Source organism: Massilia sp. Masssp94, from assembly GCF_059491305.1.
This window is the reverse complement of the sequence record NZ_CP168501.1, coordinates 5,715,226-5,740,008: the sequence shown is the minus strand read 5'-3', so window position 1 is coordinate 5,740,008 and position 24,783 is coordinate 5,715,226. Positions and strand designations below refer to the sequence as shown.

The 24,783-nt window shown below is 66.2% G+C and carries 10 protein-coding genes; 8 read left to right on the top strand and 2 right to left on the bottom strand.

Translation table 11 applies throughout. From position 1 onward, the window contains the following. The first annotated feature begins 5 nt into the window (after positions 1-5). From ACEN9G_RS25405 to ACEN9G_RS25375, 7 genes are all read left to right on the top strand, one after another. Positions 6-626, top strand: a complete 621-nt coding sequence (locus ACEN9G_RS25405) for a DUF3304 domain-containing protein (RefSeq protein ID WP_413342005.1) — start codon at positions 6-8, stop codon at positions 624-626. After that, the gene (locus ACEN9G_RS25400; protein WP_413342007.1) at positions 623-2,302 is read left to right on the top strand and encodes a T6SS phospholipase effector Tle1-like catalytic domain-containing protein; all 1,680 of its coding nucleotides are present in this window, start codon (positions 623-625) and stop codon (positions 2,300-2,302) included. Before ACEN9G_RS25405 ends, ACEN9G_RS25400 begins: the two co-directional genes overlap by 4 nt. A 20-nt stretch (positions 2,303-2,322) precedes the next feature. Beyond that, the gene (locus tag ACEN9G_RS25395) at positions 2,323-2,580 is read left to right on the top strand and encodes a PAAR domain-containing protein (RefSeq protein ID WP_413342009.1); all 258 of its coding nucleotides are present in this window, start codon (positions 2,323-2,325) and stop codon (positions 2,578-2,580) included. 352 nt (positions 2,581-2,932) lie between these two features. Continuing rightward, positions 2,933-10,027 (top strand): hypothetical protein, encoded by a 7,095-nt coding sequence (locus tag ACEN9G_RS25390; RefSeq protein WP_483127146.1) that lies wholly within the window; start codon positions 2,933-2,935, stop codon positions 10,025-10,027. Next, positions 10,024-13,827, top strand: coding sequence for a hypothetical protein (locus tag ACEN9G_RS25385; protein ID WP_495605467.1), 3,804 nt, complete (start codon positions 10,024-10,026; stop codon positions 13,825-13,827). Before ACEN9G_RS25390 ends, ACEN9G_RS25385 begins: the two co-directional genes overlap by 4 nt. Before the next feature lie 30 nt (positions 13,828-13,857). Further along, positions 13,858-17,019, top strand: coding sequence for a phospholipase D-like domain-containing protein (locus tag ACEN9G_RS25380; RefSeq protein WP_483127144.1), 3,162 nt, complete (start codon positions 13,858-13,860; stop codon positions 17,017-17,019). Positions 17,020-17,102: 83 nt separating this feature from the next. Beyond that, entirely contained in the window at positions 17,103-19,028 is a 1,926-nt protein-coding gene (locus ACEN9G_RS25375; RefSeq protein ID WP_413339383.1) for an outer membrane protein assembly factor BamB family protein, read from the top strand. A gap of 19 nt (positions 19,029-19,047) precedes the next feature. Here the strand turns inward: ACEN9G_RS25375 and ACEN9G_RS25370 are convergent, their stop codons facing one another. Continuing rightward, positions 19,048-20,658 (bottom strand): histidine kinase N-terminal 7TM domain-containing diguanylate cyclase, encoded by a 1,611-nt coding sequence (locus tag ACEN9G_RS25370; RefSeq protein WP_413339385.1) that lies wholly within the window; start codon positions 20,656-20,658, stop codon positions 19,048-19,050. A 146-nt stretch (positions 20,659-20,804) separates the two neighbouring features. Then, entirely contained in the window at positions 20,805-22,283 is a 1,479-nt protein-coding gene (locus ACEN9G_RS25365) for an SGNH/GDSL hydrolase family protein (protein ID WP_413339387.1), read from the bottom strand. Positions 22,284-22,753: 470 nt separating this feature from the next. On the opposite strand from ACEN9G_RS25365, the gene ACEN9G_RS25360 reads away from it, so the two are divergent. Beyond that, positions 22,754-23,977: a 3-oxoacyl-[acyl-carrier-protein] synthase III C-terminal domain-containing protein gene (locus ACEN9G_RS25360; protein ID WP_483127143.1), complete on the top strand. Its 1,224-nt coding sequence runs from the start codon at positions 22,754-22,756 to the stop codon at positions 23,975-23,977. The last annotated feature ends 806 nt before the right edge of the window (positions 23,978-24,783 follow it).

Sequence of the window (24,783 nt, the reverse complement as noted above, 5' to 3'; positions counted from 1 at the left end):
GAATTATGAGAGTTGCCATCCCGAATTTCTTACGTTGGTATCCCGTCACTTCATTCCTACTAATGGGAGTATTTTTTTCAATCATCGTCGTTATCTATGACTACTACAAGGTAGACAACTACATTCCTGTTACCGTGACAGGCGTACATCACATGGGAGGCGATTATCGGATCGCGGCATTCTACGTCGACAAATATAGTGGCGGCACTGTCGGCGAGAGTGGTGGTGGAGGGTCAATGGTTTGCTGTCTCATGCTTCCCAGGAAATGGTATCCCGGTTTGAAAGCGAACGTCCGCTGGGAGGTGCGCCACATCGTAAGGTCGTCCAATCCTGCGTTACCGGAAACGGAAGAGGTCGCTGGCTTATACCATGCGCAAGTACCAGTAGAGGCCTATGATGAACCAGAGAACTTCTGGGTACATTTCTTTCCACAAGGTGGCGTGCGAATCGTTGTGAGCGCATTCGGACCATACGGAAAGCAGCATCCCATTCAGTTCGGAGATACGCACGCGACTCATCAGGCAACCACGGGATTCGCAGTCAAGGCGCTATTTTCCCCAGATGAGATCGCCAGATTAATAGATGAAGACGCTCGCAATAAAGAGAAATTTGGAGATTGGCGATGAAAAGAGCTGATGTGGCATTATCACCAACACAGACTGCTCCGATAAGAAATATTAGGAAAGTCTTGCCGGAACATGATCCCGATTTTAAAAAATGCCAGGCAATCTCGAATATAGGCCTCTTTTTTGACGGAACCAACAACAATCAAGATCGTGACCGTCCAAAGCTTGCCGACACTAATATTTCGCGGCTACACAGCGCCTATAACGACGATCCATTCACTGGGTACAACGCCTCTTATATTCCAGGTGTAGGAACAAAATTTCCAGAAATAGGAGAACTTGAGGAAAGCAAACTAGGTACGGGTTGCGCAGTGGGCTGCGAAGGACGAGTCATTTATGGTCTACTATCGGTATTCAACGCTTTACACTATCGCTGCTTCAATAGTGACATGTTCGATGAGAAAACTGTTCTCGCGCTATGTCGCAATAGTTTGAATGTAGGCGATAGCATGGATCGAGAGCACCTCGCCAAACTCGGCGTACATAGCGGCCTTCTGCAAATGAACGTAGGCAGTAACAACATTCGCCGCGAATTCCTAATTCGACAAGCACAAAATTTGGAGGCAAAACTAAAGGAAGGGAAACCCCGAGTCATTGAGTGCTTCCTCGACGTATTTGGCTTTTCCAGAGGCGCTGCAGAGGCACGGGTATTCTGCAGTTGGCTGAACGAAATCCTCGTTGACGGCCGTCTCGCCGGTGTTCCGTTGCATTTTCGATTTGTAGGGATTTTCGACACGGTCGCATCCGCAGGATTTTGGTCTGGCGTGTCTGCACTGGTAACGAATTCGACGGGAGGACACGGAGCATGGGCCAGTAACGATGCGTTACGCTTACCGACCTCCGTGCAAAACTGCGTGCACATGGTTGCGATGCATGAGCTAAGACGGAATTTTCCCTTGGACGAGACTGGCGTTGACGGCAAACTACAGACGGGGTGGGTCCAGCACGCTTATCCTGGTGCGCACAGCGATGTCGGGGGCGGTTATCGGCCTGGCGAACTCGGCGTAGCGGTTGGACACGATTCGATGAAGCTATCTCAAATTCCACTTAACCACATGTTTGATTGCGCGGTCGCGGCCGGCGTTCCGTTGAAAAAACCTCGGACAATCTCCGGCAGTTACGACCCGTTTGCAATTCATCCCAATCTTGCGAAATCTTTCGCCGATTTCGTTTCTCAGGTAACTCTCGCACCTCGGCCGATTTACGAGTGGCTTCAATCGTACCTCAACTGGCGGTGGCAAATACATGATCGCTTCGACATGAGCAATCAGGTCAAGCGTGCGGACGGCGCCGAGAAAAACATTCTACTTGAGTGGAATAATCGTCTGATCAATGACGCCGCTGCAATGACGCGATCGGCTTCCATGAGCTTGGGTAAGAGAACCTTCTCAGCGCTCAAAGATGTTCTTTATACAGGAGCAAGAAAAGACGTTTTGACAACTTCCTTCCTGGAGCCCGAAGCGCGGGAAGTGTTTGCACTTGCGCAGCGTGCAAAACCGACGCCGCACACGCTAGCCGCATTTTTTGACGATTACGTACACGACTCCCTGGCTGGGTTCAATCTACCGAAATGCGAAGTCACGGGATATTGGCGTTACCGTCGAGTCTTCCTGGGTAGCGACGACCACACGGTGGCCGCCAATCAGGACACCGACACGGCACGCAGCATCGCGTAACGGATTCAAGCGAGGGCAATATGAAAGACGAGAAAGGACGAGGTGTCATCCGCCTCGGCGACAAGACCACGCACGGCGGAGAGGTCATTTCGGCAGCACAGGATTTCACCGTGCTCGGCAAGCGGGTCGCTCTCGAAGGCGACTCTACGTATTGCCCTCAATGTAAAGGTAAGTTTTCCATCCACCCTTGCACCGACTCGCGCAGGCACCACGGCAAACGAGTCGCATACGATCAAGATATCACCGCCTGCGGCGCCAGGCTGATCTCGTCGATATGATCCGTCGACGACTTCACGCATTAGTTGCAATAAATGTTAATTGCAGCTCAATCTCTCTTGCCCGCCGCGCAAGCTTTTTCCGTGCCCTCCGCCAGTTTATCCCACTCGAATAAGCAACAAACATATTTACGAATATTTTGCAACCGATCGCTTGTGATTTAACAAAATTGCGTTTAAATTATCTCCAGTCGACTCCGCCTCAATAACAAGAACACATTCTTCCCGGTCCACTTTCGCGCGGCCGGGGCCAGTGCGCCGTACCTCCAGAACAACCGCCGCCATTTTCGAATCTCATCGTGCGAGAGGCCGCGTGCCGCCCGTACGGGGTCATCGACGTCTGAAGGAGTCCGCAATGCCCGCCTTCCCTCTTTCGCTGCTCGACCTGGTCTCGCCCTACCAACTGCTCGGCACGACCCTGGGCGATTGGCAAGCGGCGCTGGGTGCCATCTATGTCGACCACTACGAGGCAACCGGCGCGGCCGAGGGCACGACGATCCGCGGCGTAGCGAAGTTCGCCGTCTCCGCGCGGCCCGTGCTCGACCTCCCGAACGCGCGCCTGACCGTCACCGCCACCGCCGGTGGCCTGCATCCGCAGGACGATCCGACCCGGCGCGATCCGTGGATCGACATCCAGGACACGCAAATCGCCTTCGAACTGTTCGTCCCGCGCACCGGTTCCCCGATCATCGCGGCCGCGACGGGCGTGGCGGCCACCACGACCGACGTGTTCAACGTACTCGACACGCTGCCGATCGACATGCCGGTATCCGACTATCCCGGCGCCCAGTTCACACTCGACATGCTGCTCACGACGGTCGTGCTGCGCCCGCCCATGCTGAAAGGCGCGAAGCTGCGCGAGTCGGATGGCCTGCTGGAACGCGACCCCGCCAACACCGTCGTGTCGTTCACCCTGCCCAGGCTGCGCATGCAGTTGTCGCAGGACGCTGCCGGGGTCCTCGCCTTCAACCTCCTGAGCCTCGGCGCGTCCAGCCTGGACGACGGCAGCGACCTCGGTACCGCCGAACTGATCACGATGACGCCGCCGTACGCATTCATCGGTGATTCGAACGTCGTGGGCTTCGGCTTCCGCAGCGCCGTGCTGGACCTGTCGAACGGCTACACACCGCCGGAGGTGCTGGCGCAGTTCGGCTACGACGAGAACTGGACCGGCCTGTACCTCCCCGTCGTGCGCCTGTTCGTGGCGCCGCACGGGATGAACGACATCGCCGTGTCGGCCGGCGCCAGCAACCTGTTGATCGGGCTTGGGAACACGCCCGGCATCACGGGCGACTTCGACGTCGCCGTCATCAACCAGGGTGCGCCGATCGGCGTGTCGGCGCGCTTCTACGGTCCCGGCAACCAGCCGATCGGCATCACGCGCACGGGAGACACGGCCACCGCCATGCTGCCGCAACGCACGCGCATGGTGGTCGACGCGTCCGGCCAGCGTCCGCCGTACGCCTTCACGGCCGCGCTGGACGGCAGCCCGCTCGCACCAAGCGCGCCATCGATGCCGAACGTGTTCGACGTCGACCTGGGCGGCGACGGCGCGGGCAGCATCGTCGTCGGTGCGGCCAGCGGGGGCGGCACGCCGGCCCAGCTGACCATCGCGGCCGGCCCGAAGACCGGCAGCACCAAGCCGGGCACGCCCATCGTCGCGGAGGCGCAGTTCGACACCGGCAGCATCACGCGCGACGGCACGCCGGTCGGCGCGCCCCCGTTCCGCCTCAAGGCGCGCAACCATTCGAGCATCACGATCACGCTCGATCCGCCTGACCCCGCCACCACGTGGAAGGTGCGCAAGCCGCCCGCGGCGCCGGCGAAGGACTATCCCGCCGGCGCAGACTGCACCGTCGAACTGGGCGAGAACGAGTCGGCCGAAGTGGAAGCGACCACGCCGGCCGTGGGCGCAGGCCCGGAGACGGTGACTGCCTATTTCCGCTTCGACCGCCCGACGAACAAACAACTGCCCGAGCACGACCCGACCACCGGCATCGATTACGTGGCGGGCCTGCCCGGCACCGTGGGCTCCACGCCGACCGCCGACGTGACCAGGCCGGCCAATTCCAGCACCGGCGCGGCCGCCACCGATGCGGCGGAAAGCCCGTTCACGGGCAATCCCGTGGGCAGCACCTACGCGGCGCGCCTGGACCGCGTACCGGCCGGGTCCACCATCGAGATCACGGGCTGGGCCAGCAACGAGGACGACCCGAACGACGTCGACTACAACTTCCTGCTGTCGCGCCGGCGCGCGGAAGCGTTTGCGCACATCATCCGCGCCGCGGCACCGGGCAAGAACCTCCACTTCACCCTCCTCGGCCGCGGGCCGGTGGGCAGTTCCGACCTCGACACGCGCCGCACGAACTGGCGCGCCGATGCCAGGCTGCCGGCCGCGCCGCTGCCCGGCACCGTCACGAAGGGCACGGTGTCGCGCGGCGCAACCAAGGTGCCGCAGATCCCCGTGAACACGCCCGACCCGGCCCCGACGCAGCCGACGCCGCCCAGCTGGTTCCGCGCGCTGGGCGCCAAGGTGCGCATCGTGCGCGACGAGTTCGTGGCGGTCGAGGTCTACGGCGAATTCGACATCAACACGCCGTCCGAACAGTTCATCCAGCAGAACGGCGGCGACCCGGGCATGGAGCCCGTCCTGCGCGGCATGGGCAGCAATCCGATGGATGGCGTGATCAAGGCGCGCATCGTCTTCCAGATCGATAACGCGACGGGCGACTGGAGCGCGCTCGCGTACCTGGGTGCGGACCCTGCCGACAAGGACGGCCTCGTGATGACGGGCCAACTGCCCGGCCAGCCGCTGCTCGCGGAGGGACACTTCGGCCGCAACCTGCTCGGCATGACGGCCCTGTTCGCGCCCCTGCTCGACGCCGCCGCCCCCGCCAACCCGGCGTCCGGCGACATGGTGCCGGCGGTGCTCGCGGTCGGCGGCGTGGCACTCGCGACCGGGCTCGCGCAGGCCGGCTACTTCAACGTCGAACGCGTCGTGCTGTGGGGCGGAGAAATCGCTGTGCGCAAGCGCGCCAACGGCACCGAGGTGGCGATCCTGGGCGACATCGAGACCGCCGTGTCGGCGAACGTGAAAATCGGCGGGATCACCTTGCTGACCATCCCGCGCGAGTCGCCGCTGTCCGTGCGCTACAAGGCGATCGGCATGCGCTTCGGGAATACGCCGGGCGAGCGCGATTTCCAGTTCCGCCCCGTGTTCGATTCGTCGCGCGGCTATTCGATCGATCTCACGAGCGGCGGCGGCATCACGGTGCCCGATCCGCTCGGCCAGTTCATCAAGATCCTTGGCGCGCGCGTGGCGCGTACCAATCCGCTGTCGTTCGAATTCGACCTGGGCCTGAACGCTGACCTGGGCGTCGTCACGTTCGACCGCGCGCGCGTGCGCCTGAAATTCGCCGAGGAAGGCGGCGTGGCGGGCGTGGAGCTGACCGCGTTCGGCGCCGGCGTGAACATCCCCGGTGTCCTGGTCGGCAAGGGCAGCTTCGAACTGGGCGAGGAAGTCGCCGGCGCCATCGACCTGCAGCTGGTCCCGATCGACACCCGCGTGCGCGCCGTGCTCAAGGTGACGCACGTGGAAGGCCGCACGGGCGTGTTCGTCGCGCTGGAGCTGGAGCTGCCGGTCGCGATTCCGCTCGGCGGCTCGGGCCTCGGCATCTACGGCTTCCTCGGCATGTTCGCGATGCACTACGCGCGCGACGAGGACGGGCTGACCGGCCCCACGATCGCTCTCGACTGGCTGAAGAACCGGGCCGGCGGCAATCCGACCAATCCCGACGCGTGGAAGGGCAATCCGGACCACTGGGCGTTCGGCGTGGGCGCGACGATCGGCACGATGGGCAGCAGCGTCGTGTTCAACCTGAAGGGCGTGTTCATGCTCGAACTGCCCGGCCCGCGCATCCTGCTGATGATGAAGGCGCGCCTGCTGCAACCGATGCCCGCGCTGAAGGACAAGAACGCCGAGGGCAATCTGCTGGCCGTGATCGACCTGGACGCCGGCCGCGGCACGCTCACGATCGGCATCGTCGCCGATTACACGATCGACCCGCTGATCAAGATCCGCGTGCCGATCGAAGCGTTCTTCAACCTCAAGAAGGGCGAGGATTGGCACCTGTACCTCGGCCAGCGCAGCGACCCGGTGCAATGCACGATCCTGTCCGTGATCGACGCGTCCGGCTACCTGATGTTGTCCGGGAACGGCCTGCCCGCCTATCCCGACGCCGGCCTGCCGCAAGTCTACGGCTTCGCCATCGGCACCGGCCTGCGCGCCGCGTTCACGTGGGGCAGCGTGCCGGCACGGCTGTACCTGCGCATCGGCGCCGGCTTCGACGCGGTGCTCGGCTTCGACCCGTTCCGCCTCGCGGGCCGGCTGTACGTGCGCGGCGAACTGGTGCTGTTCATCCTCAGCATCAGCGCCTACGCGGAGCTGGACGTGGACGTCGGCGAGAACGTGCTGCCGGACGGTCGGCGCGAACGCATCTCCAGGATCGACGGCGAGATCTGCGGCGAAGTGGACCTGTTCTTCTTCACGATCAAGGGTTGCGTCGACTTCCACCTGGGCGCCACGAACGTGCCGAAGCTCCCTGCCCCGCCGCTCGTGCGCGATCTGAAGCTCGTCTCGCGCTCGCCCGCGCTGGTGCTGGGCACGGGCACGGATCGCCCGGTCGACGGCGCCATCGGCACGGCGACCGAAGGCGGTACCACCGACCAGACGCCGGCCGTGCCGGTCGACGCGATCCCCGTGCTGATGCTGTCGGTGCCGCCGGTCGACGACGGGCTCACGGTGTTCGGCAGCGCGCCGCTGAACCATCCCGGCGCGGCGGAGAACGGCTGGCAGCAGCAGGGCAAGAACTGGGTGCGCTACGAAATCACGAAGGTGGAACTGGTGGGCCCGATCGGCGACGGCGACAAGCCGTCCGTGTGGTGGACGCTCAAGAACCCGATCGACCCGGCCAGCGCCCAGCTCGAAGTGCAGCTCGCGCTGCTGGCCTGGACGCCGAACGCCACGCCGAAAGCGTTCACGCGCAGCGAGTACCAGAAAGAGACGGTCCGCGAACGCTGGGGCACCGTCTGCCACAAGGCCGCGCCGGCCACGTCGGTGCTGTGGACGTTCCGCTACGAGCAGCTCGGGCCATCGAAGGATGGCTGGATCGTCGACGGCGAAGCGTGGCCCGATCCGCCGGACACCGTGCGGTCGCGCGCGCCCGTCACGACGCTCGCAGTGACGGAGTGCTGGCGTTGCGGCATCGACCTCATCGACCGCAAGCGCGGCATCGATCCCGCGTTCGTGACCGGCACGCCCGCGCCCTGCCCGCGCGACACGAAGCCGACGCCGGGTTCCACCACGCGTCCGCAGCTACGCCCGGTCGCGCTCCAGCGCAATGCGGTCCGCGACCAGGTGGCGCAGGTCGCCGGCATCCGCCGCATCGATGCGCTGCCGGCGACGCGCCTGACGTGGGCCGCGACGGCCGCCAGGCTGCAGGCCGGACAGCCGCTGTCGCGCGCCGAACTCGCGACGTCCGCCGTGCACCTGGCCGCCGCGGCCACGTCGCCAACCGAACCGCAGCGCTGCGAAGCGAAGGTGCTGGCCAGCCCGCTGAACGACGACGGCCGCGTGATCGCGCTCGGCAACCCGTCCGACGAGAAGGCCGTGAAGCAGGCGTGGAAAGCGCTCGGCTTCCGCCCGCCGGAACTCTTCAACGGCATCGTCCTCCACAGCGGAGAAATCGCTGCCGGACGGCTGCTGCTGTTCGTGCTGTCCACCCTCGTGCGCAAGGAGAACGTGCTGGTGCGCCAGCGCGCCAAGGACGGCACGCTGCTCGCCGGGCAGGCCGTCACGTTGGCCGACGTCGTGCCGACCCGCCCCGTGCCGCCCGAGTGGATGAGCGCCGCGGGCCCGTGGCGCGACGACGTGCAGCTCGCGGCCGGCTACCTGTCCGCGCTGGGCGGCACGACGTCCACGCAGGGCAACAAGGCATATCTGCCGGTGATCGTCGAGATCAAGGGCGCGAACAAGGTCCACACGATCGAGATCGGCCAGAGCATGCGCGATCCGATCCGGCCGGAAGAAATGCGCCTGCTGATGCGTCCCTATTATCTGGCCGTGGCTGAATTCATGCACGCCGAAGAAATCGCGCGCCACGACTGGGACGAGACGACGACGACGCGCAATCACGGTGCCGTCGAAGCCGCGCTGTCGGACGACGCCTGCGGCCACGCGCTGCTGGCGCCCGACACGGCGTACCAGGTCAAGGTCGAGTGGACCGTGCGGACCTCCGACCAGGACGCCCGTCCGACGGCGGCGGAAACGGACGACATCGACGCGACGACGGAAAGCCGCGTCTACCACTTCCGCACCGACGACGAAGCACCGAAGAAGCTCGATCCGTGGGTGCTGATGACATTGCCGGAGGAAGGCGAGAGCCACGTGTTCGGCCAGGAACCGCTGTCGTTCGTGTTCGCGACCAACGACGTGAGCCACCTGTACGCGGCCTACGGCAAGAAGCTGCAGGTCCGGATCAAGGCGGCGTCGTTCCGCCGCCCGGCCTCCACGCCGGCGGTGCCGCATCCGTTCCCGATCAACGCGGACACCCTGGACGACGTGAAGGGCGGCCTGCTGTCGCCGTGGGAAGAAAGCGTGCGCGAAGTGCTTCAGGAAGATGGCGGCAAGCCGTGCGTGGACTTCGAGGCCGAGATGGTCCGCCACAGCAAGGTCACGGTGCCGATCCCGCTCGATCCGTGCACGGACTACGTCGTCGACATCGAGTCGGTCGACGAGGACGCGCCCGAGAACACGGTGGGCGAGCGCGTGCTGCGCCGCTCGTTCTCGACCTCGGCCTACGGCACCCTGGGCGAATTCGCCAACACTTTCCTCGGCACGCGCCCCGAACACCGCTACGTGGAGGCGGGCCGCATCGCAACGTTGTCGTCCACGTTCGCGAGCCACGCGCCGCAGGGCAGCGAGCTCGATGAAGCGATGATCGCGGCGGGCCTCGGGCCGATGGGCACGCCCACCGCGCCGCGCGTCGTCGCGCTGTGGGAGCAGGCCGACCCCGCCCAGCCGCCGCAGCCGGTGGCCGTGATCGTCGACTCGCCCGAACCGCTGCACCGCACGCGCCTCGTGCCAACCAAGGTGACCGATCCGGTGCCCAGCGCGCCCGAACGCTACGAGATGCTGCCCGTGACGTGGCTGCAGCTGGCCCAGATGCCGGGCGCGCCGGACGTGATCCAGCGCGTGATCCCGGCGCCGGGCGGCCAGCGCGCCATCGTCGTCCTCAAGCCGGGCAGCCGCGGGGCCAACGGCCTGGCGCTGGGCGTCAAGCGCGAACGCTTCGCCGACAAGCCTTATCTGTTCGATGCCACGTGGCCGGCCGACCCGGTCAAGATCACCTACGTCTCGTTGCTGAACGCACCCTGGGAGGAACAAGCATGAGCCGCGTCGTCGACCCCTATCGCTTCTACGCCCGCGCCGCGCTGACGAACTGGGCGCACATCAACCGGGCCCGCGATCCGCAAGACCAGCGCTGGGCGGAGGAATGGCGCCGGCGCGGCATCGAGGGCTATGCGATGGCCCAGCTGCGCTGGTCGATCAACCCGCAGCTCGCGCCCGAGCTGCCGGACCAGGACTACGGCATGCTGGGCGGGCCGTTCACGGTGTGGGCCCGGCTGCCGTCCGAGAAGGAGCTGCGCAACATTCCCTTCCACACGTACCAGAACCAGGACGGCGCCACGATCGTGTGGTGGATGGGCGATCCGCTCGTGTACGTCACGGTCGGCATCGACGTCACCGCCGCCAATGCGAACCTGGCCGCACTGAACGGCCCGGTGGCGATCGACGCGCTGGAAATCATCCAGACCGTGGGTACCGGCCAGCGCCAGGTCCTGCTGTGGGGCACGTCCATCGTCGCGGTGGCGATCGCGTCGCCCGGCCCCGTCGGCGTGATCTCGGTGCGCGGGATCACGGCGCACGACTACGCGAACTCGGACGCGTGGCGGCCGCTGGAGATCGTCGGCCTGCCGGTCGAGCCGTCCGAATGGTCGGACGTGGGACGGCACGCCGACAAGCAGGGCATGGTCGGCGCGCTGACGACGCCGGGCGATGCGGCGCGCGACCGCCTGCGCCGCGGCGCCGCGCCCTTCGGCTGGCCCGGCACGCTCGGGCCGAATCCGGCGCCGGCGTGGGCCCTCCCCGACTTCGACGGGCTGGTCAAGGAAGTGCGGCAAGACCTGCTGCCCCGCCTGCGCCCAGTGCTCAAGATGCCGCCCGTGCTGCAGGCGCGCCAGCGCGACCTCGTCGACATCCCCGGACCCCGCGGCGCGGGCGGCACGCTGGGCGATCCGTCCACGGCGAGCCTGCCGCCGCTGGGCCTGACGTTCGTCGCCGCCGGCAGCGATCCGCTGCTCGCGCTGGCGCTGGGCTTCGGCACCGCCTACCCGGCCGCGCAAGTCACGTCCGGCGGCTCGGTGACGCCGGGCGCCGTGGCCATCCCCAGCCGCATGATGGACTTCATGGTCACGGCCACGTGGGACAAGGGCATGGACGGCGCGTCCGGACCGCTGGAGATGGCCGCGCTGGCGATCGGCGCGCCGCCGCCCGTGCGCCCGCCAGCCCCGAACGCCCTGCAGGCGCAAGTGCAATCGCACAGCCGCCCGCACGCGGCCGACCAGCCGTGGACCGCGGCCGCGCGCGTATCGTGGGACCGCCTGCCGCGCTTCAAGCTGCTGACGACGTCCAGCTTCGCGTTCGCCCGCGCCAACCCCATCACGCCCGCCGTCGGCGCCGACGCCATCATGCGCCCGCGCCCCAGCGGCGGCCTCGCCCCGATCACGCTCGCCAACAACGCCAAGGACAAGGAAACGACGCGCCACTCGGCCGTCGATTCCTCCCTCGTGCTGCCGCTGACGGCGGCCGGCCTCGCCCTGCGCTACGGCATCGCGCTGCAGGACATCTGGGGCCAGTGGTCCGTGTGGGGCACGGTCGATCATGCCGACCAGCAGCCGCCGCTGGACCGCCCGCGCGTGCTGCGCTGCGCGCTGGATGCCGCGGTGCCCGCGTCGGGCCGCGTGTGCGCCGGCACCCTGACGGTGGAGCTGGCCTGGGATTGGGAAGTCCGCAGGCCGCAGCAGATCGAACTGCGCAGCCGCCTGTTCGCGGCGCCCCAGCGCGCCCACACGCCACCGCCCGACACGACCTTGCCGGCCGGGCTGCAGACGTCGCTCGCCGTGCCGCCTGCCGCGCCGCTCGTGCTGCCGTTCGGCGGCGACCAGCTGTCGCCGCTGCCGCCCAACGTCACCGTCGACTACTTCGACATCGACGGCAATCTCGTCGCGCCCGGCCCCGTCGGTGCGGACGACGTGCGCCGCTACCGCATCACCGTCTCCGGCTTCCAGCTGGACTACAACGCCATCGGCCACGTCGGCGTGGCCGTGTGGACGCGCGTGCGCGAGCGCGCCCAGCCCCTGCGCGACAGCGCCTGGCTCGCACCGCCCGTCTCCGGCTCCACGACGGAACCGGGGCCGAACATCGCCTACGCGTCCGACCCGATCCCGCCCGCGCCGGAGCCGCCGGAAATCGTCAAGCGCGCCAGCCTGGCCGACGCGCGCGGCGAGCATCATGTGCGCGTGTCGTGGGCGCCCGCCGCCGGCGCGACCGGGTACTTCATCTACACGGCGACCGAGAGCGCGATCCTCGCGAAGGTCGGCGATCCCGACCACCCGGCGCCCGATCCGACCCTGACCTATACGGAACGGCTGGCCTTCCTGCGCGACTGCCTCGCCGCCTCCACCGACAATTTTCGCGCGCTGTTTACGCGGGTGAACACGAAGGCGCAGCCGGAGACGTCGGCCGACCTCGTGCTGCCGCGCGGGACGAAGGAGATCCATCTGTTCACGATGGTCGCGGTCAACGCGGGCAACGTCGAATCGAACTGGCCCGCCCCGGCCGACAACGAGCAGCGCGTCGTCGCCATCGCGGCGGCGGACATCGCCACGCCGGCCCCGCCGCGGCTGGAGATCCGCCGCGTCGACCAGCCGGCCGCGACGCCGAAGTTCGCGGTGCACGTGGACCTCGCGAGCCAGCCCGGCGCCCGCGTCGCGCGCTACCAGCTGTTCCGCACGCGGGTCGAAGCGGCCGCGATGGAACTGGACACCATGGGCCCGCCCGTCGCCACCATCGAAGCGGGCGGCGGGGGCTGGACCGTGCACGGCCTGGAAGACGATGCCGCCGCGCTGGCCGATGCGACCGGCGCCGACCAGCCGGACGGCTCCTGGAAAAAAGTGTGGTACCGCGCCATCGCGTGGGCACATCCGGACCCGGACCGCGCCCTGCTGCCGGGCCGCTCGCCCACATCGAACGCGATGTCGGTGGTGATCCCGCCCGATGGGCCGCCGAACCTGTCGCCGCTGACGGCCGAGTGGCCGGGCGGTCCTGTGCAGGACGTGCTGGTGCATTTCACGAGCACCGCGCCCGTCCCGAAGACGGCGCTGGGACCGCACAAGCTGACGGTCGACGCGCAGGTCCTGGGCGGCCCGTCGAAATCGGCCCCGGACCCGCTGCTGCTGGAAGCGTTCGAGCTGCAGGCCGTCCCCGCCGCGCCGCCTGCGCCGCCGATAAGCGGCACGTGGCGCACCAGCGCCACGCAGTACGCGCTGCGGCTCAGGCGCGGCTCGGTCAACGACCGCGTGGCCGTCGTGGTGCGCCTGACCGATCCGCTCGGGCGCGGCACGGAGCGCGTGCTGACCGTGGCGTCCGGACCCGTCGATCCCGCGCCTGACGTGCTGGACCTGGAGATGCACGTCGTGAAGCCGAACGTGGTCAACGCCACGTGGCGCTCCAGCGCCCCGATCCCGCCGCGCGCGGGCGGCAAGTACACGATCAGGGTCACCGTCGCCGCGCCGAAAAAGCCGATCATCGCGCCGGTACCGCATCCGGTCGTGCAGCCGCACGGCGTGGCGGCCATCCTCGCCAGGAAGGAAGTGGCGCTGGAGGCGCTCGACGTGCTGCGCGGCCCGATCATCAAGCTGCCCGGCCAGGTGACGGTGATCGAAATGGCGCTGGCGGACGTGCCGGTGGCCGGCAAGCCGCCGCTGCCCGGCCAGCCGTGGCAACTGGTCCGCCTGAACAGCGCGCACGGCGCGACCAGCTACGGCCTGACGTTCAACGGCGCGGTGGCGAGCGTCACGGTGCGGATCACCGCGCCGGACGGACGGTTTGCCGAACAGGTCGCGAAATAACAGGTCGCGAAATACAGAGGACGGGCTACCATGGACATCACCCAGTTCACCACTGCGCAGGCGCAGAACCGCCTGCAGGCCGACGGCCTCGAAACGCTCGGCCTGACCGGCCTGCAGCTGGCGCCGCGCTGGTCCACGACGTCGGCGCCCACGTTCGATCCGGTCGCGCTGACCCTGGCGCTGACGAATGCGGAGTGTCCGTTCGGCGGCATGCTCACGTGGCACGTCCACGGCAACGCGTTCACCGATGCGCAGGGCCAGCCGATCGATGCGTACTGCGGCGTGATCCGGCTGCATCCGCATGCGCAGCAACGCCTGTTCCGCCTCGCCGCCGCGCGCTATGCCAACGGCGGCCCGCTCGTGCATCCGCTGCCCGTCGCGCTGCTGTTCCGGCTGACGTCGCCGCCGGACGAGACGCCGCGCCGCGTCGAGGCCGGCGATCCGGTTCCGCCGCCGAAGGACGGCAGCCTGCCGGCGTCGCTCGTGGTCTCGTTCCACGATGCGCGCGGCCTGATCATCTGCCCCGTGGCCGTGGCGGCCATGTTCGCGGACCTGGTCCAGGGCCTGCCGGGACTGCGCTATCCGAAGGCGCCGGGCACGCTCGGCGACGCCGGCGGCCTCACAGCCATCGCCGCGCTGCCCACGAGCGGCGCGATCCTCGTGCAGTTCGCCGACCTGCACGGCAACCTGTACCGGCCCACACGGCCCGGCAACGCGATGAACGTCGTCTCGCCCGGCCCGTCGACCACGCCCGTCAACCATGCGACGGGGTATGCCACGCTGGCCGCCAACCAGACCATCGCCGCGGGCAGCGGCGACAATGGCGTGCTGCGCTTCGGCTTCGCCACGCGCGGCACGCTGGACCGCACGCCGCTGTCCATGCCGGCGCTGCCCGCGACGTTGCCCTCGCCGCCGTTCCCCGCCACGACCGGGCCGACGCTCGCGCGCCAGTTCCTGCGCGTGGTCGTGGTCGACCCCGAGTGGCATCTGCTGGGCAACCGCGACGCCGCGCCGCGCAACACCATTCCCGGCGACGACGGCACGACGCCGGCCGACCTGGTGCCGAAGGTGCGCGACCGCGTCGCGATCGACTACGCGGTCGACGGCGTCAACACGTGGGCGCTCGCCGACGGCGTGCTGGCGCGCTTCCAGGCGGCAGGCACGGGCCTCGTCTACGCCTGCTCGCCCGCGTTCGCCGCGTTCGGCCTGCCGCCCGCGCCGGCGCCCGGCACGACGGTCGCGTGGCCCGCCTTCCCGCCGCCGTCGCCCGGACCGGGTGCGGCCACGAACGTGTCGCCGGGCCAGGGCGCGAGCGCCGCGTGGGCCGGTCCCACGTCGCCCGACGTCGTCTTCACCGTGAAGGCTGCGGCCGCACCGAAGGATGCGCATATCCGCGTGTACGCGCGCCGCTTCGCCGAGATCGCGAGCATCGGCAAGCAGCCGTCGTTCGTGCGCGGCGACGGCGGCGCGGCGCTGGCGGACGGCACGAACGACGTGAGTATCCTGTTGACCAACCCGTTCGGCCTGGGCCCGGGCGATCCGCACAGCCCCGGCATCCGGATCGACGTGGACATCGTCGTGACGGTGCGCGGCGGCCAGCGCAAGCTGTGGAGCGGGATCCGCGTGCCCGTCGACCCGCCCGCCGCGCCGCCCTTGAACACGTTCGGCGGCACCGACCGCCTGCCGCTGGTGCCGCCCGAGATGCGGGGCTGGTGCCCGGTCCCGCTGTTCGGCCTCCCGCGCACGACGCCGGCCGCGAACGGCGGCACCCTGGCCGCGCTGTCGCGCAGCCTCGCCTCCGAAAGCATCCCGCGCGTGGGTCCGCGCCTGCCGCTGATGGCGCGCTTCGAGACGATCGTCGCGGCGGGCATCCCGGATGCCGGCGCGAGCAACGGCGCGCTGTCGTGGCAGGCCGTCGTGACGGGCGCGCGCTGGATGCCGGAGTCGCGCTCCGCCCAGCACACGCAGGGCAACCCCGGCAACCCGGCCGGTCCGGACATCCACGCGGCGGGCGCGCGCGTGACGGGTGCGCTGGCCTACGACTTCGCGTGGCACGCGCTGCGCCGCGCCAAGCCGCCGCTGCCCTTCCCCGGCGCGCCCACGTTGCTGGACGGCTGGATCCTGTACGGTGCCGGCAACAACATGAACGAACCGGCCACGCCGCCGAACGATGCGGCGCCGAACGCCGGCACGAGCATGGGCGCGGCGCTGCAGACCATCGCGGCCGTGTGCGACACGCCCGAGCTGTCGCTGACACCGGAATCGGCCTTCGAGGATGCGACGACGGTGCAGGACATCGTCGACGCGGTCTCGAACGCCGTCAATCCGGGCGGCACGCCGCCGACCGTGAACTCGCCCAACGGCGACCGGCTGCTGCGCGAGATCCGGCGCGAATACTGGGTGGCGAAGCACGGCCGGCGCGACGCCCTGTGGTCGCTGCGGCGCGCGCTGGGCGAAGCGCGTGAGCTCGTCTACATCGAAAGCGCCCAGTTCGCGCCCACGGCCGCCGACAACGGCGGCATGCCGGCCCACATGCTCGACCTGGCCCAGGTGATCATCGACCGCATGACGGATCACCGCGACCTGCGCGTGGTGGTGGCGCTGCCGTGGGACACCGATTTCGCGCACAGCGGCCCGCCGATGAACTTCGAGACCTTCGTGCAGCAGGCGATCGGGGCGCGCAAGGCGCTCGTCTCGACATTCCCGGGCATCATCAGCGACCGGCTGGCCGTGTTCCATCCGCTCGGCTTTCCCGGCCGCGCGACCGCGATCCGCAGTGCGGTGGTGATCGTCGACGACGTGTATTCCCTCGTCGGCACGAGCCACTTCCGGCGGCGCGGCATGACGTTCGACGGCGCCGCCGACCTGGTCTCGTTCGACCGCGCGATCGAGGACGGCTATTCGAAGAAGCTGCGCCAGTTGCGGCGGGCGCTGATGGCCACGCGGCTGGGCGTGCCCGTCGGGACGGGGCCGGCCAATGCGACCGCGGAATGGGCGGCGCTGGAGCTGCCGCGCACTGCGTTCGGCGTCGTGCGCAATCTGCTCGGGGAAGGCGGCGCGGGACTGATCCAGCCGCTGTGGGAAGGCTATAACCCGGATGTGATGCCGGCTACCGTGGACGAAGCCGACCCGGACGGTGTAGATGGGGCGACGCTATTGGCGACGCTGGGAAGTTTTTTGGCCAAGGCGTGATGGCGTAGTTACATATATTTACACCCGAAAACGTTTCCAGATTAAAATGTCGTTTTTGCAATCATTCTAGTCAAGGAAATGTAATGAAGGTAGATGTGCGAGGTTTGCTCGCGTGCGCGCTCGCGTTCACGCTGGCCGCATGCGGCGGCGGCGGCTCGGGAGGTGGCGGCGGGTCCGGTTCCGGGACCAGCAATCCGGACGGGGCCTGGCTTACGTTCGATCCGGCGGCACCGACCGTCAGCCAGTACGAAGGAGAAAGCATGCCCGTATCGGTGACGGCGACGTCGAGCCGCACCTTTGCCCAGTCCTTCAACATCGGCATCATCGACACGAAAGGCGTGGTCACGACCGATGTATCGGTGTCGGGCGCCTCGGCGATGTCCTATGTCGCCACGCTCCGTACCGCCCCGAACCTCAGCGCCGGCACCCATACCACCTCGCTGGAGGTGCGCGTGTGCGAGGATGCACCGCTCACCTGTGCCAAACCGTTCCCCGGGTCGCCCTGGCACGTGCCCCTGACGGTGCAGGTCAAATCCAGGACCGATGCGGCGGCGCGCCTGACCCTGTCGGTGCCTAGCCTAAGCGTGACGACCTATCCCGGCGAGGCGACCACCGTCACCTTCGAAGCACAACTGGACAAGGAACTCGCGAGGCGCGTCGCCAGTATCGGCGTATTCGATCCCGCCAGCCTCACCGTGACCCCGCCCGACCAGATGACGCTCGCGCCGGACGGCCATTACGTGTTCACGCTCTCGACCGCCACCAGCAACGCCCTCGCGGTGGGCACGTACAACAGTAACCTGCAGTTGCGCATGTGCGATGACGACGTACGCACCTGCCAACGCCCCGTGGCCGGCTCGCCGTGGACGCTGCCGCTCACCGTGAACGTGAAGTCGCCAACCAATCTGTCCGCGCTCGCCCCGGTGAACGGGCTGGGCAGCTGGACGACGTACCAGGGCAACGCGGCCCATACGGGATTTGTCGACGCCAGCCTCGATCCCGCCACGTTCACGCGCCGCTGGCAGCTGTCCAGTGCGGTCAATTCCGAGAGCAGATACGCATCGACGGCCATCGACAACGGACGGGTATTCATCGTCCGCCAGGGCGTGAACACGCAATGGGAACTGCTGGCGATCTCCGAGGACTCGGGCACGATCGCATGGAACGTCGAGCTCACCAACCTGAACCACGTAAACCCGCCGGCAGCGGCGAACGGCCGTGTCTACGTCACATCCACCGGGCACGAGGACACCTATCTGTGGGTCTATTCCCAGGCGACGGGCGCGCTGCTCAAGCAAACCGCGATGAGCTCGCAATGGAGTAATTACTCGGCCCCTACCGTAGTCGGCACCGACGTGTACTCGATCGACGGTTACTACGGCGGCCTCGCCAAATATGCCGACCAGGAGGGCAAGTTCGCCTGGACGGTCCCCTCGACGGTCGAGGAAGGCTGGAGCCCGGCCACCGATGGCCGTTTCGTCTACACGTACAGTACACCCGACAACATCCTGAAGGTGTTCGACGCCGCCGACGGCGGCAGCGCCTATGCCATCGGCGCGCCCTACCCGTACAGCACCTATTTCACGGCCGCCCCGGTGGTCCTGACCGGTACGGGACAGGCGATCGTCGCGTCCGGACAGTTGATGGCGTTCGACCTGGCCACCCACACGCGCGCGTGGGTGCTGGACGGCTACACATTCGGCATGGCCGCCTACGGTAACGGCACCGTGTACGCATTCGGCGCGAACGGCCGCACACTCGAGGCACACGCACCGGCGAACGGAAACCTGTTGTGGACTGTCGACCTGGGCAACAATGACTTCTCGAACGTCATCGTGACGCGCAACCTTGCCTTCGTGAGTTCGTCCACCGCGACGCAGGCGGTCGACCTGAACACGCGCAAGGTGGTGTGGACCTATCCGCAGGGCGGCAACCTGGCGATCTCGCAGCGCGGGGTCTTGTATATCCTGACGAGCGCCGGCAAGCTGGCGGCGGTCAACCTGCGCTGACGCGCAGCCGCGGGCAACGTCAGCCGAGCGACAAGGGCCGAGGATTCGAAACGCACCCAGCCGCCGCGCAGACCTGGTTCCTGCCCGCGGCCTTGGCCGCATACAACGCCGCGTCGGCTGCGGCCAGCAGGGTCGCCTCGTCGCGGCCGTGCAGCGGAAACAGCGCGACGCCCGCCGAGAACGACCTGCCGACATCGGCGCCGTTGGACGCGAAACGCAGGGCGGAAAACGCGACCCGCAATTCGTTGATGCGTTCGATGGCCAGGTCGAGCGTCACGTCGCGCATGATGACGACGAACTCTTCGCCGCCGTACCGGCATGGCGAATCGGTCGGCCTGACCTGTTGCCGGAGCAAAGCGCCGAGCGCGCGCAGCATCGCGTCGCCGAGCGCATGGCCGTGCACGTCGTTGACCGTCTTGAAGTGATCGACGTCGATCAGGACGACCGCGAACGAGCCCTGGGTCCGCGCGCTGCACGTCAATTCGCGCGCCAGCGCGTCCGTCAGGTAGAGGCGGTTGTACAGCCCCGTCAAGGGATCGCGAATGACCTGCTCCTGCAACTGCGCCTGCATCGACTGGATGGTGTCCAGCTGGGCCTTGAGCTGCGCGTTCGCCTGCTCGAGGGCGAGCGACGTCGTCCGCGCTTCGGTGACGTCGCGTACGATCAGGACGGCGCCGATCGTGTTGCCGTCATCGTCGCCGATGGCGAACGTGCGCAGTTCGAGATGCCGCGCACCGCCATGCACGAATTCCATCGTCGTCGGGGCATTGCCGAGGCGGGCCACGTGTTCATCCAGCTCGGCCAGCTGTTCGCCGAGCAGGCGGCCCGGCTTGACCGGCTGGCCGATGTCGAACATGCGCCGGAGCGCCGCATTGCTTTCGACGACACGCCGCTGGGCGTCGATCACGATGAAGCCGTCGGTGATGGCCGAGCCGATCTTTTCACGCGCCACGGCGACGAGATCGAACAGGCCGCGGCGGAAGATCGCCAGCGACACCAGGATGCCGCTCGCGACCATGCCGATCGGGGTGGGATCGAGATCCGGCGGGGACACGCCCGCGATGAACGTCACGTTGCAGATGATCGGGACGAGCAGTGCGCCCAGCAGGATGCGCGTCTGCCGCCGCACGTGCCGCGATCCCCGGTCGTACGCGGCCACGAGGGCAAGCACCGACTTCGCGACCACTACGTAGCTGTACAACGAATGGACCCAGAACAGGGGGCCCATCCGGAAAATGCTGTCCGTGGACTCGCCGCGCCAGGTCCCGAAGCACAGGTCGTGCAGTGGCGACAGCGCGGCTGCGACCACGACGCCAGGCACGATGGCCAGCGCCAGGAGCCGCGACCGGGGCCATTTGTTCGTGCCGCGCGTGTAGCTCAGCACGAAGACCAGCGTGAGCGGCGCGATCGCGACGACGGCCGGGAAGATGACGCGCATCCGCAGGAACATCCCGTCGTCCGGCCACAGGCGCGCGAACGGCAGCGCGTAGCAGGTCAGCCACCAGGCCGCGCTCAGCTGCATGGCCAGCAGCGCTGGCGCTCCGGGGGCGTGACGGCGGGTCCAGGCGACTGAGGCCAGGAACAGCGCCGTCACGGCACCGGCCAGCAGGAGGAAGTTAAAGATTTGCATGATCGCGCGGATGAGCAGGTGCCTATATTAGCATCGGCTTACGACATGTTTCTTTGTGGAACTATGTTTTGTCACCCGCGAACAACATCACGAGCTGTCACGCAGCGACGCGGCCGCCGAAGCGGCCAGCGTCGCCGCCGCGGGCCCTACAGCCAACCTTTGAGGGTCATCTGGTCGGCTACATACTTGGCGATCAACGAATGCTCGAACGGCGTCGGATAAACGCCGTCGGCAAACATGAAATGACTGACGTCGCCACCGATCGTATTACTGGCATTGCACACAAGCGAATTCAGGACGGCGCCGAGCGCGTTGGGGCCGCAAGCCGGCGTGGTGACGCTGGTCAGGCCGAAGGATTTCGAGTCGGCAGCGTGGGCACGGCTGACGCTCGCGACGTCGATCAACAGGACGCCGGCCTGACCGGCCAGGTCAGCCTTGAGCCTGTCGTTGAAAGCGGTGACCATCGTCTTGATCAGTGCCTGGGACGACGCAGGCTGCGCTAGCGCGAATGGGCTGATCGTCAGGTCTGGAAGGTTATTGACCACGACATATTTCGCGCCCTTCCCGACGATGCTGGTCTTGACCAGTGCAGCGAGGTCGGCCGCGGCGCTTGTCATGGCGGCCACGACACGCGGGCCGTTTGCGTCGGCATAGTCGGCGCCGGCCTTCGCCGCGGCACTGGCAGCAATCGGGGCCGCGGCGGCCTTGGCGTCAGCCGTCGCCGTGGCGATCATCTGGGGTATGAGGAACGGCCAGTCGGGCGTCGTGCCGCCCGGTTGGGGCTGGGGATCGCCCGGATGCGGCAGCGAGGCCGCCACCAGGACCAGCGCCAGGCTGTCGGGGGTGTGGTTCGGGTTCGCGAGCTCGGCAATCAATGCATCGGACGCTCGCAATGCATTCACGGAATTCAGGCCGGCCTTGAGCAACTGGCCGGTGAGCGAGAGCGCAAACACGCTCCTTGCCACCCTGTCGCCGGCCTCCTTGCCGGCAGCTTCGCCGGCTGCAGTCGCATCCGCCTTCAACTTGTCCAGTTCAGCAAGCGCATCCGCGCTGCCGGCCATGACGACGACGATTTCGTCGCCCTTGAACTTCCCACCGCTGGCGGCGAGATGGTTCGCGACCTGGGCCGCGACGGGGAGCGTCAGCAGTCCCAGCGCGGATCCGGTCTGCTTGTTGCCGGGCCCCACCGGGTTGCTCACGCGGGCGCCTCCCTGGGCATAGGCGAAACAACCGCCGTGGTTGGTAACCGGTATGGAAAAACCCTTGGCGGCGTCGCCTTCCAGCCCGGTCTGGGCCGCGCACGGTGCCGGCAGTTTCAACTGGCTCGCCAGGACTTCGGTCCAGTTCTTCCCATCCAGGGCCGGGCTCACCGTCGTATTGTTTCCATTGATCGTGTATTTACCGCCGCCCAATGCCTGAATGCCCCCGACCGCATAGCTGCCGACGTCGACCAGGCTGTCGCCGAACGTCACCTGGGCAGCGAATGTCGGTTTCGCGGTGCCGCTTCCGCCCGGGGTGGAGCCCACCGAGCCGGCATCCGTGGTCGTATTGCTGGAATCGCCGCCGCCGCAGCCGGAAACGACTGCCATGACGAACAGTGCAAGTGAAAGATTGATTTGTCGCATTATTTTTTCCCCAATAAAAGTTGATAATGAGAATTTTCAGAAGAAAAATTTACAACGCTCACTCTTGCACGTTCAATCTTGCTAAGGTTTTGGTTTGATCAATGATTGGCCGAAATTGCTGCGATCGCAATACAACGCATACCGCGTCGTCGCCCCGGCCCGCCATCCCCGTTGTCCCTCTGAACGGCACGCGCATGAACCGAAGCGCGGCGCCTCCGCCGAGTCCGGAAAACCGTTGTTCAAGCCCCACATTTTGCGTCGCACAACACAAAACCGACCGAGCGTTGGATGACCCGATACTTTTGCAAGCAACATTTTTTGATCCTGGGTTATTTCTTTTCAAAACATCCCATGGCTGAGCTTTGAGTCGGATCAACGAAATCGCATACGCGTCCTTATGCAGCGGACTTGGCGATAAGCTGAGGCCTGGACCTGATCAATGCGTTATCCCCCGAGAGCAGAAGGAGGCCATGATGAATACAGATGTCAATCCGGTGTTGGTCGATTTCAAACCCATACAGGTCTCCAAACCGGTGTCGCAACGTTTCGCGCTGGAGCTATCGGCATTCGGCCTTGCCCGTGGCTATTGCAAGGTGCACGGTATCGAGACCAAGGACGGCAAGCGCCAGGCGTTGGCCGACATGAGAAGTCGATTCGCGAAATACGCGGTCTCGTCCGACCAGATCAGGCAGCGGCAGCTGGTCTTCTTTCCAAAAGTGACCGATATCCGCATTTCCGATGGTGACGTGGTGCTGGCAGAACCCACGCAGGAGCATCTGCGCCTGTTCGCCGGCCCCGACGATACGAAGGGGGCCGACCTGAAAACCCGCCACCTCAGCTATGAAAGAATCGTGAACGACTGCGTCACGGACATGTACTGCGATACGATGACCGGACCGGACGACCTGATCCATGTGACCAGTTCCGGCTACCTGGCACCCAGCCCGGTGGAACGGGTGGTCGCACACAAGGAATGGTTCGATACCGCTGTAACCCATTGCTACCATAAACACTGCTATGGAGCGTTTCCCGCGATCAAAATGGCGCACGGCTTCCTGTCCTCGTCGCTTACCGGTGCCGCTCCACCCAAACGGCGGATCGATATCGTCCATACCGAGCTCCTGTCCGGTCATCACAACATCGAGGACAGCGGTATCGAAAACATCATCGCCATGACATTGTTTGCTGACGGCTTCATCAAGTATTCGGCGTGCTCCGAGAGTTACGCGCGCGAGCACGGCCTGCGGGGCTTGCGCATCCTCGCCCTGAACGAGCAACTCCTGCCCGACGCCGCCGATGCGATCACAATGATGCCGACCGACCACCAGTTCCAGGTGACCCTGTCTGTCATGGTGCCGGTTGTGATCAAGCGGCATGTCTACGCTTTTGCCACCGACCTGATGCGCAGGATCGGCATGGACTTCGAGCGCGACAAGGACTCGATGATGTTCGCGATCCACCCGGGGGGGCCGAAAATCGTCGAGCATGTCCAGAACGAACTGCGCCTGCGCGAAGATCAGGTCTCGTTCAGCAAGTCGGTCTTTCATGAAAACGGCAACATGTCCTCTGCGACCATTCCGCACATAATGAAAGCGATTCTGGACGAAAAAGCCATCCGGCCAGGAACGCGCGTGCTGTGCCTGGGTTTTGGACCTGGGTTGACGGTGTCCGGCCTGATACTGGAGAAAGTCTGAGTCCGGAGGAATAAGGAGACGTCACCTATCCTGTCTCCTTATTCCGGTAAAAAGGCCAAGCGCACCTCCACGGTATCGGCGATCGCCGCGCCACTTCAACCGCTACGCGCGGCGGTCGAAGGCCGCGAGAACCCACACCAGACCGCCAGCTGCTTCATACCATGGTGCCGTGCCGACCGGGCGCCACCAGCGCGCATCTGTGGCGGGTCCGCACGGACCATCCCCCCGTTCGCTTATCCAGGTGCGCAGCTTCCCGTAACGATGGACGTGCCCGATCCCTGCCCCGCCGATGTCCTTGCCGCGGCGGCCCGGCATTGACGATCGAAAGCGATCGGTCATCAAGGCACAACCCACTTCCACGTTCGCGTCCACGAATGAGCAATTTCCCGAAACACTGCCCGCAAGGCCGAATTCAACGATCCCATGCTTCATCCGGGCAAAGCGCAATTCACAAGGTCGGCCGGTTCATTCGGATAATTTCAATTCTTTAAACTTAGATTCCTTGAATCATTAAACGGCCTGGATGGAATGGCATATCCGGATTTGCGCTTTTTGGCAAGCTCTGCATTACCTGAAACCAGTCATCGACCCGCCCCCATCAAGTCATCTCCGAATGCATGGTGCGTCGCAGCAAAAATAGTTATATTCTTCCGCCTTATTACCAACACGACGCACCAAAGTTGTGCTTTCACGACATGTCCTGGAATATCGCGCCGCCGTCTCTTTACGCGCGGCCGAGCTTATCCGCCGGTTTGACTGCAATCAAACAGCCACATTCGACAGGTGATAATGTCTAATTAAGGTTT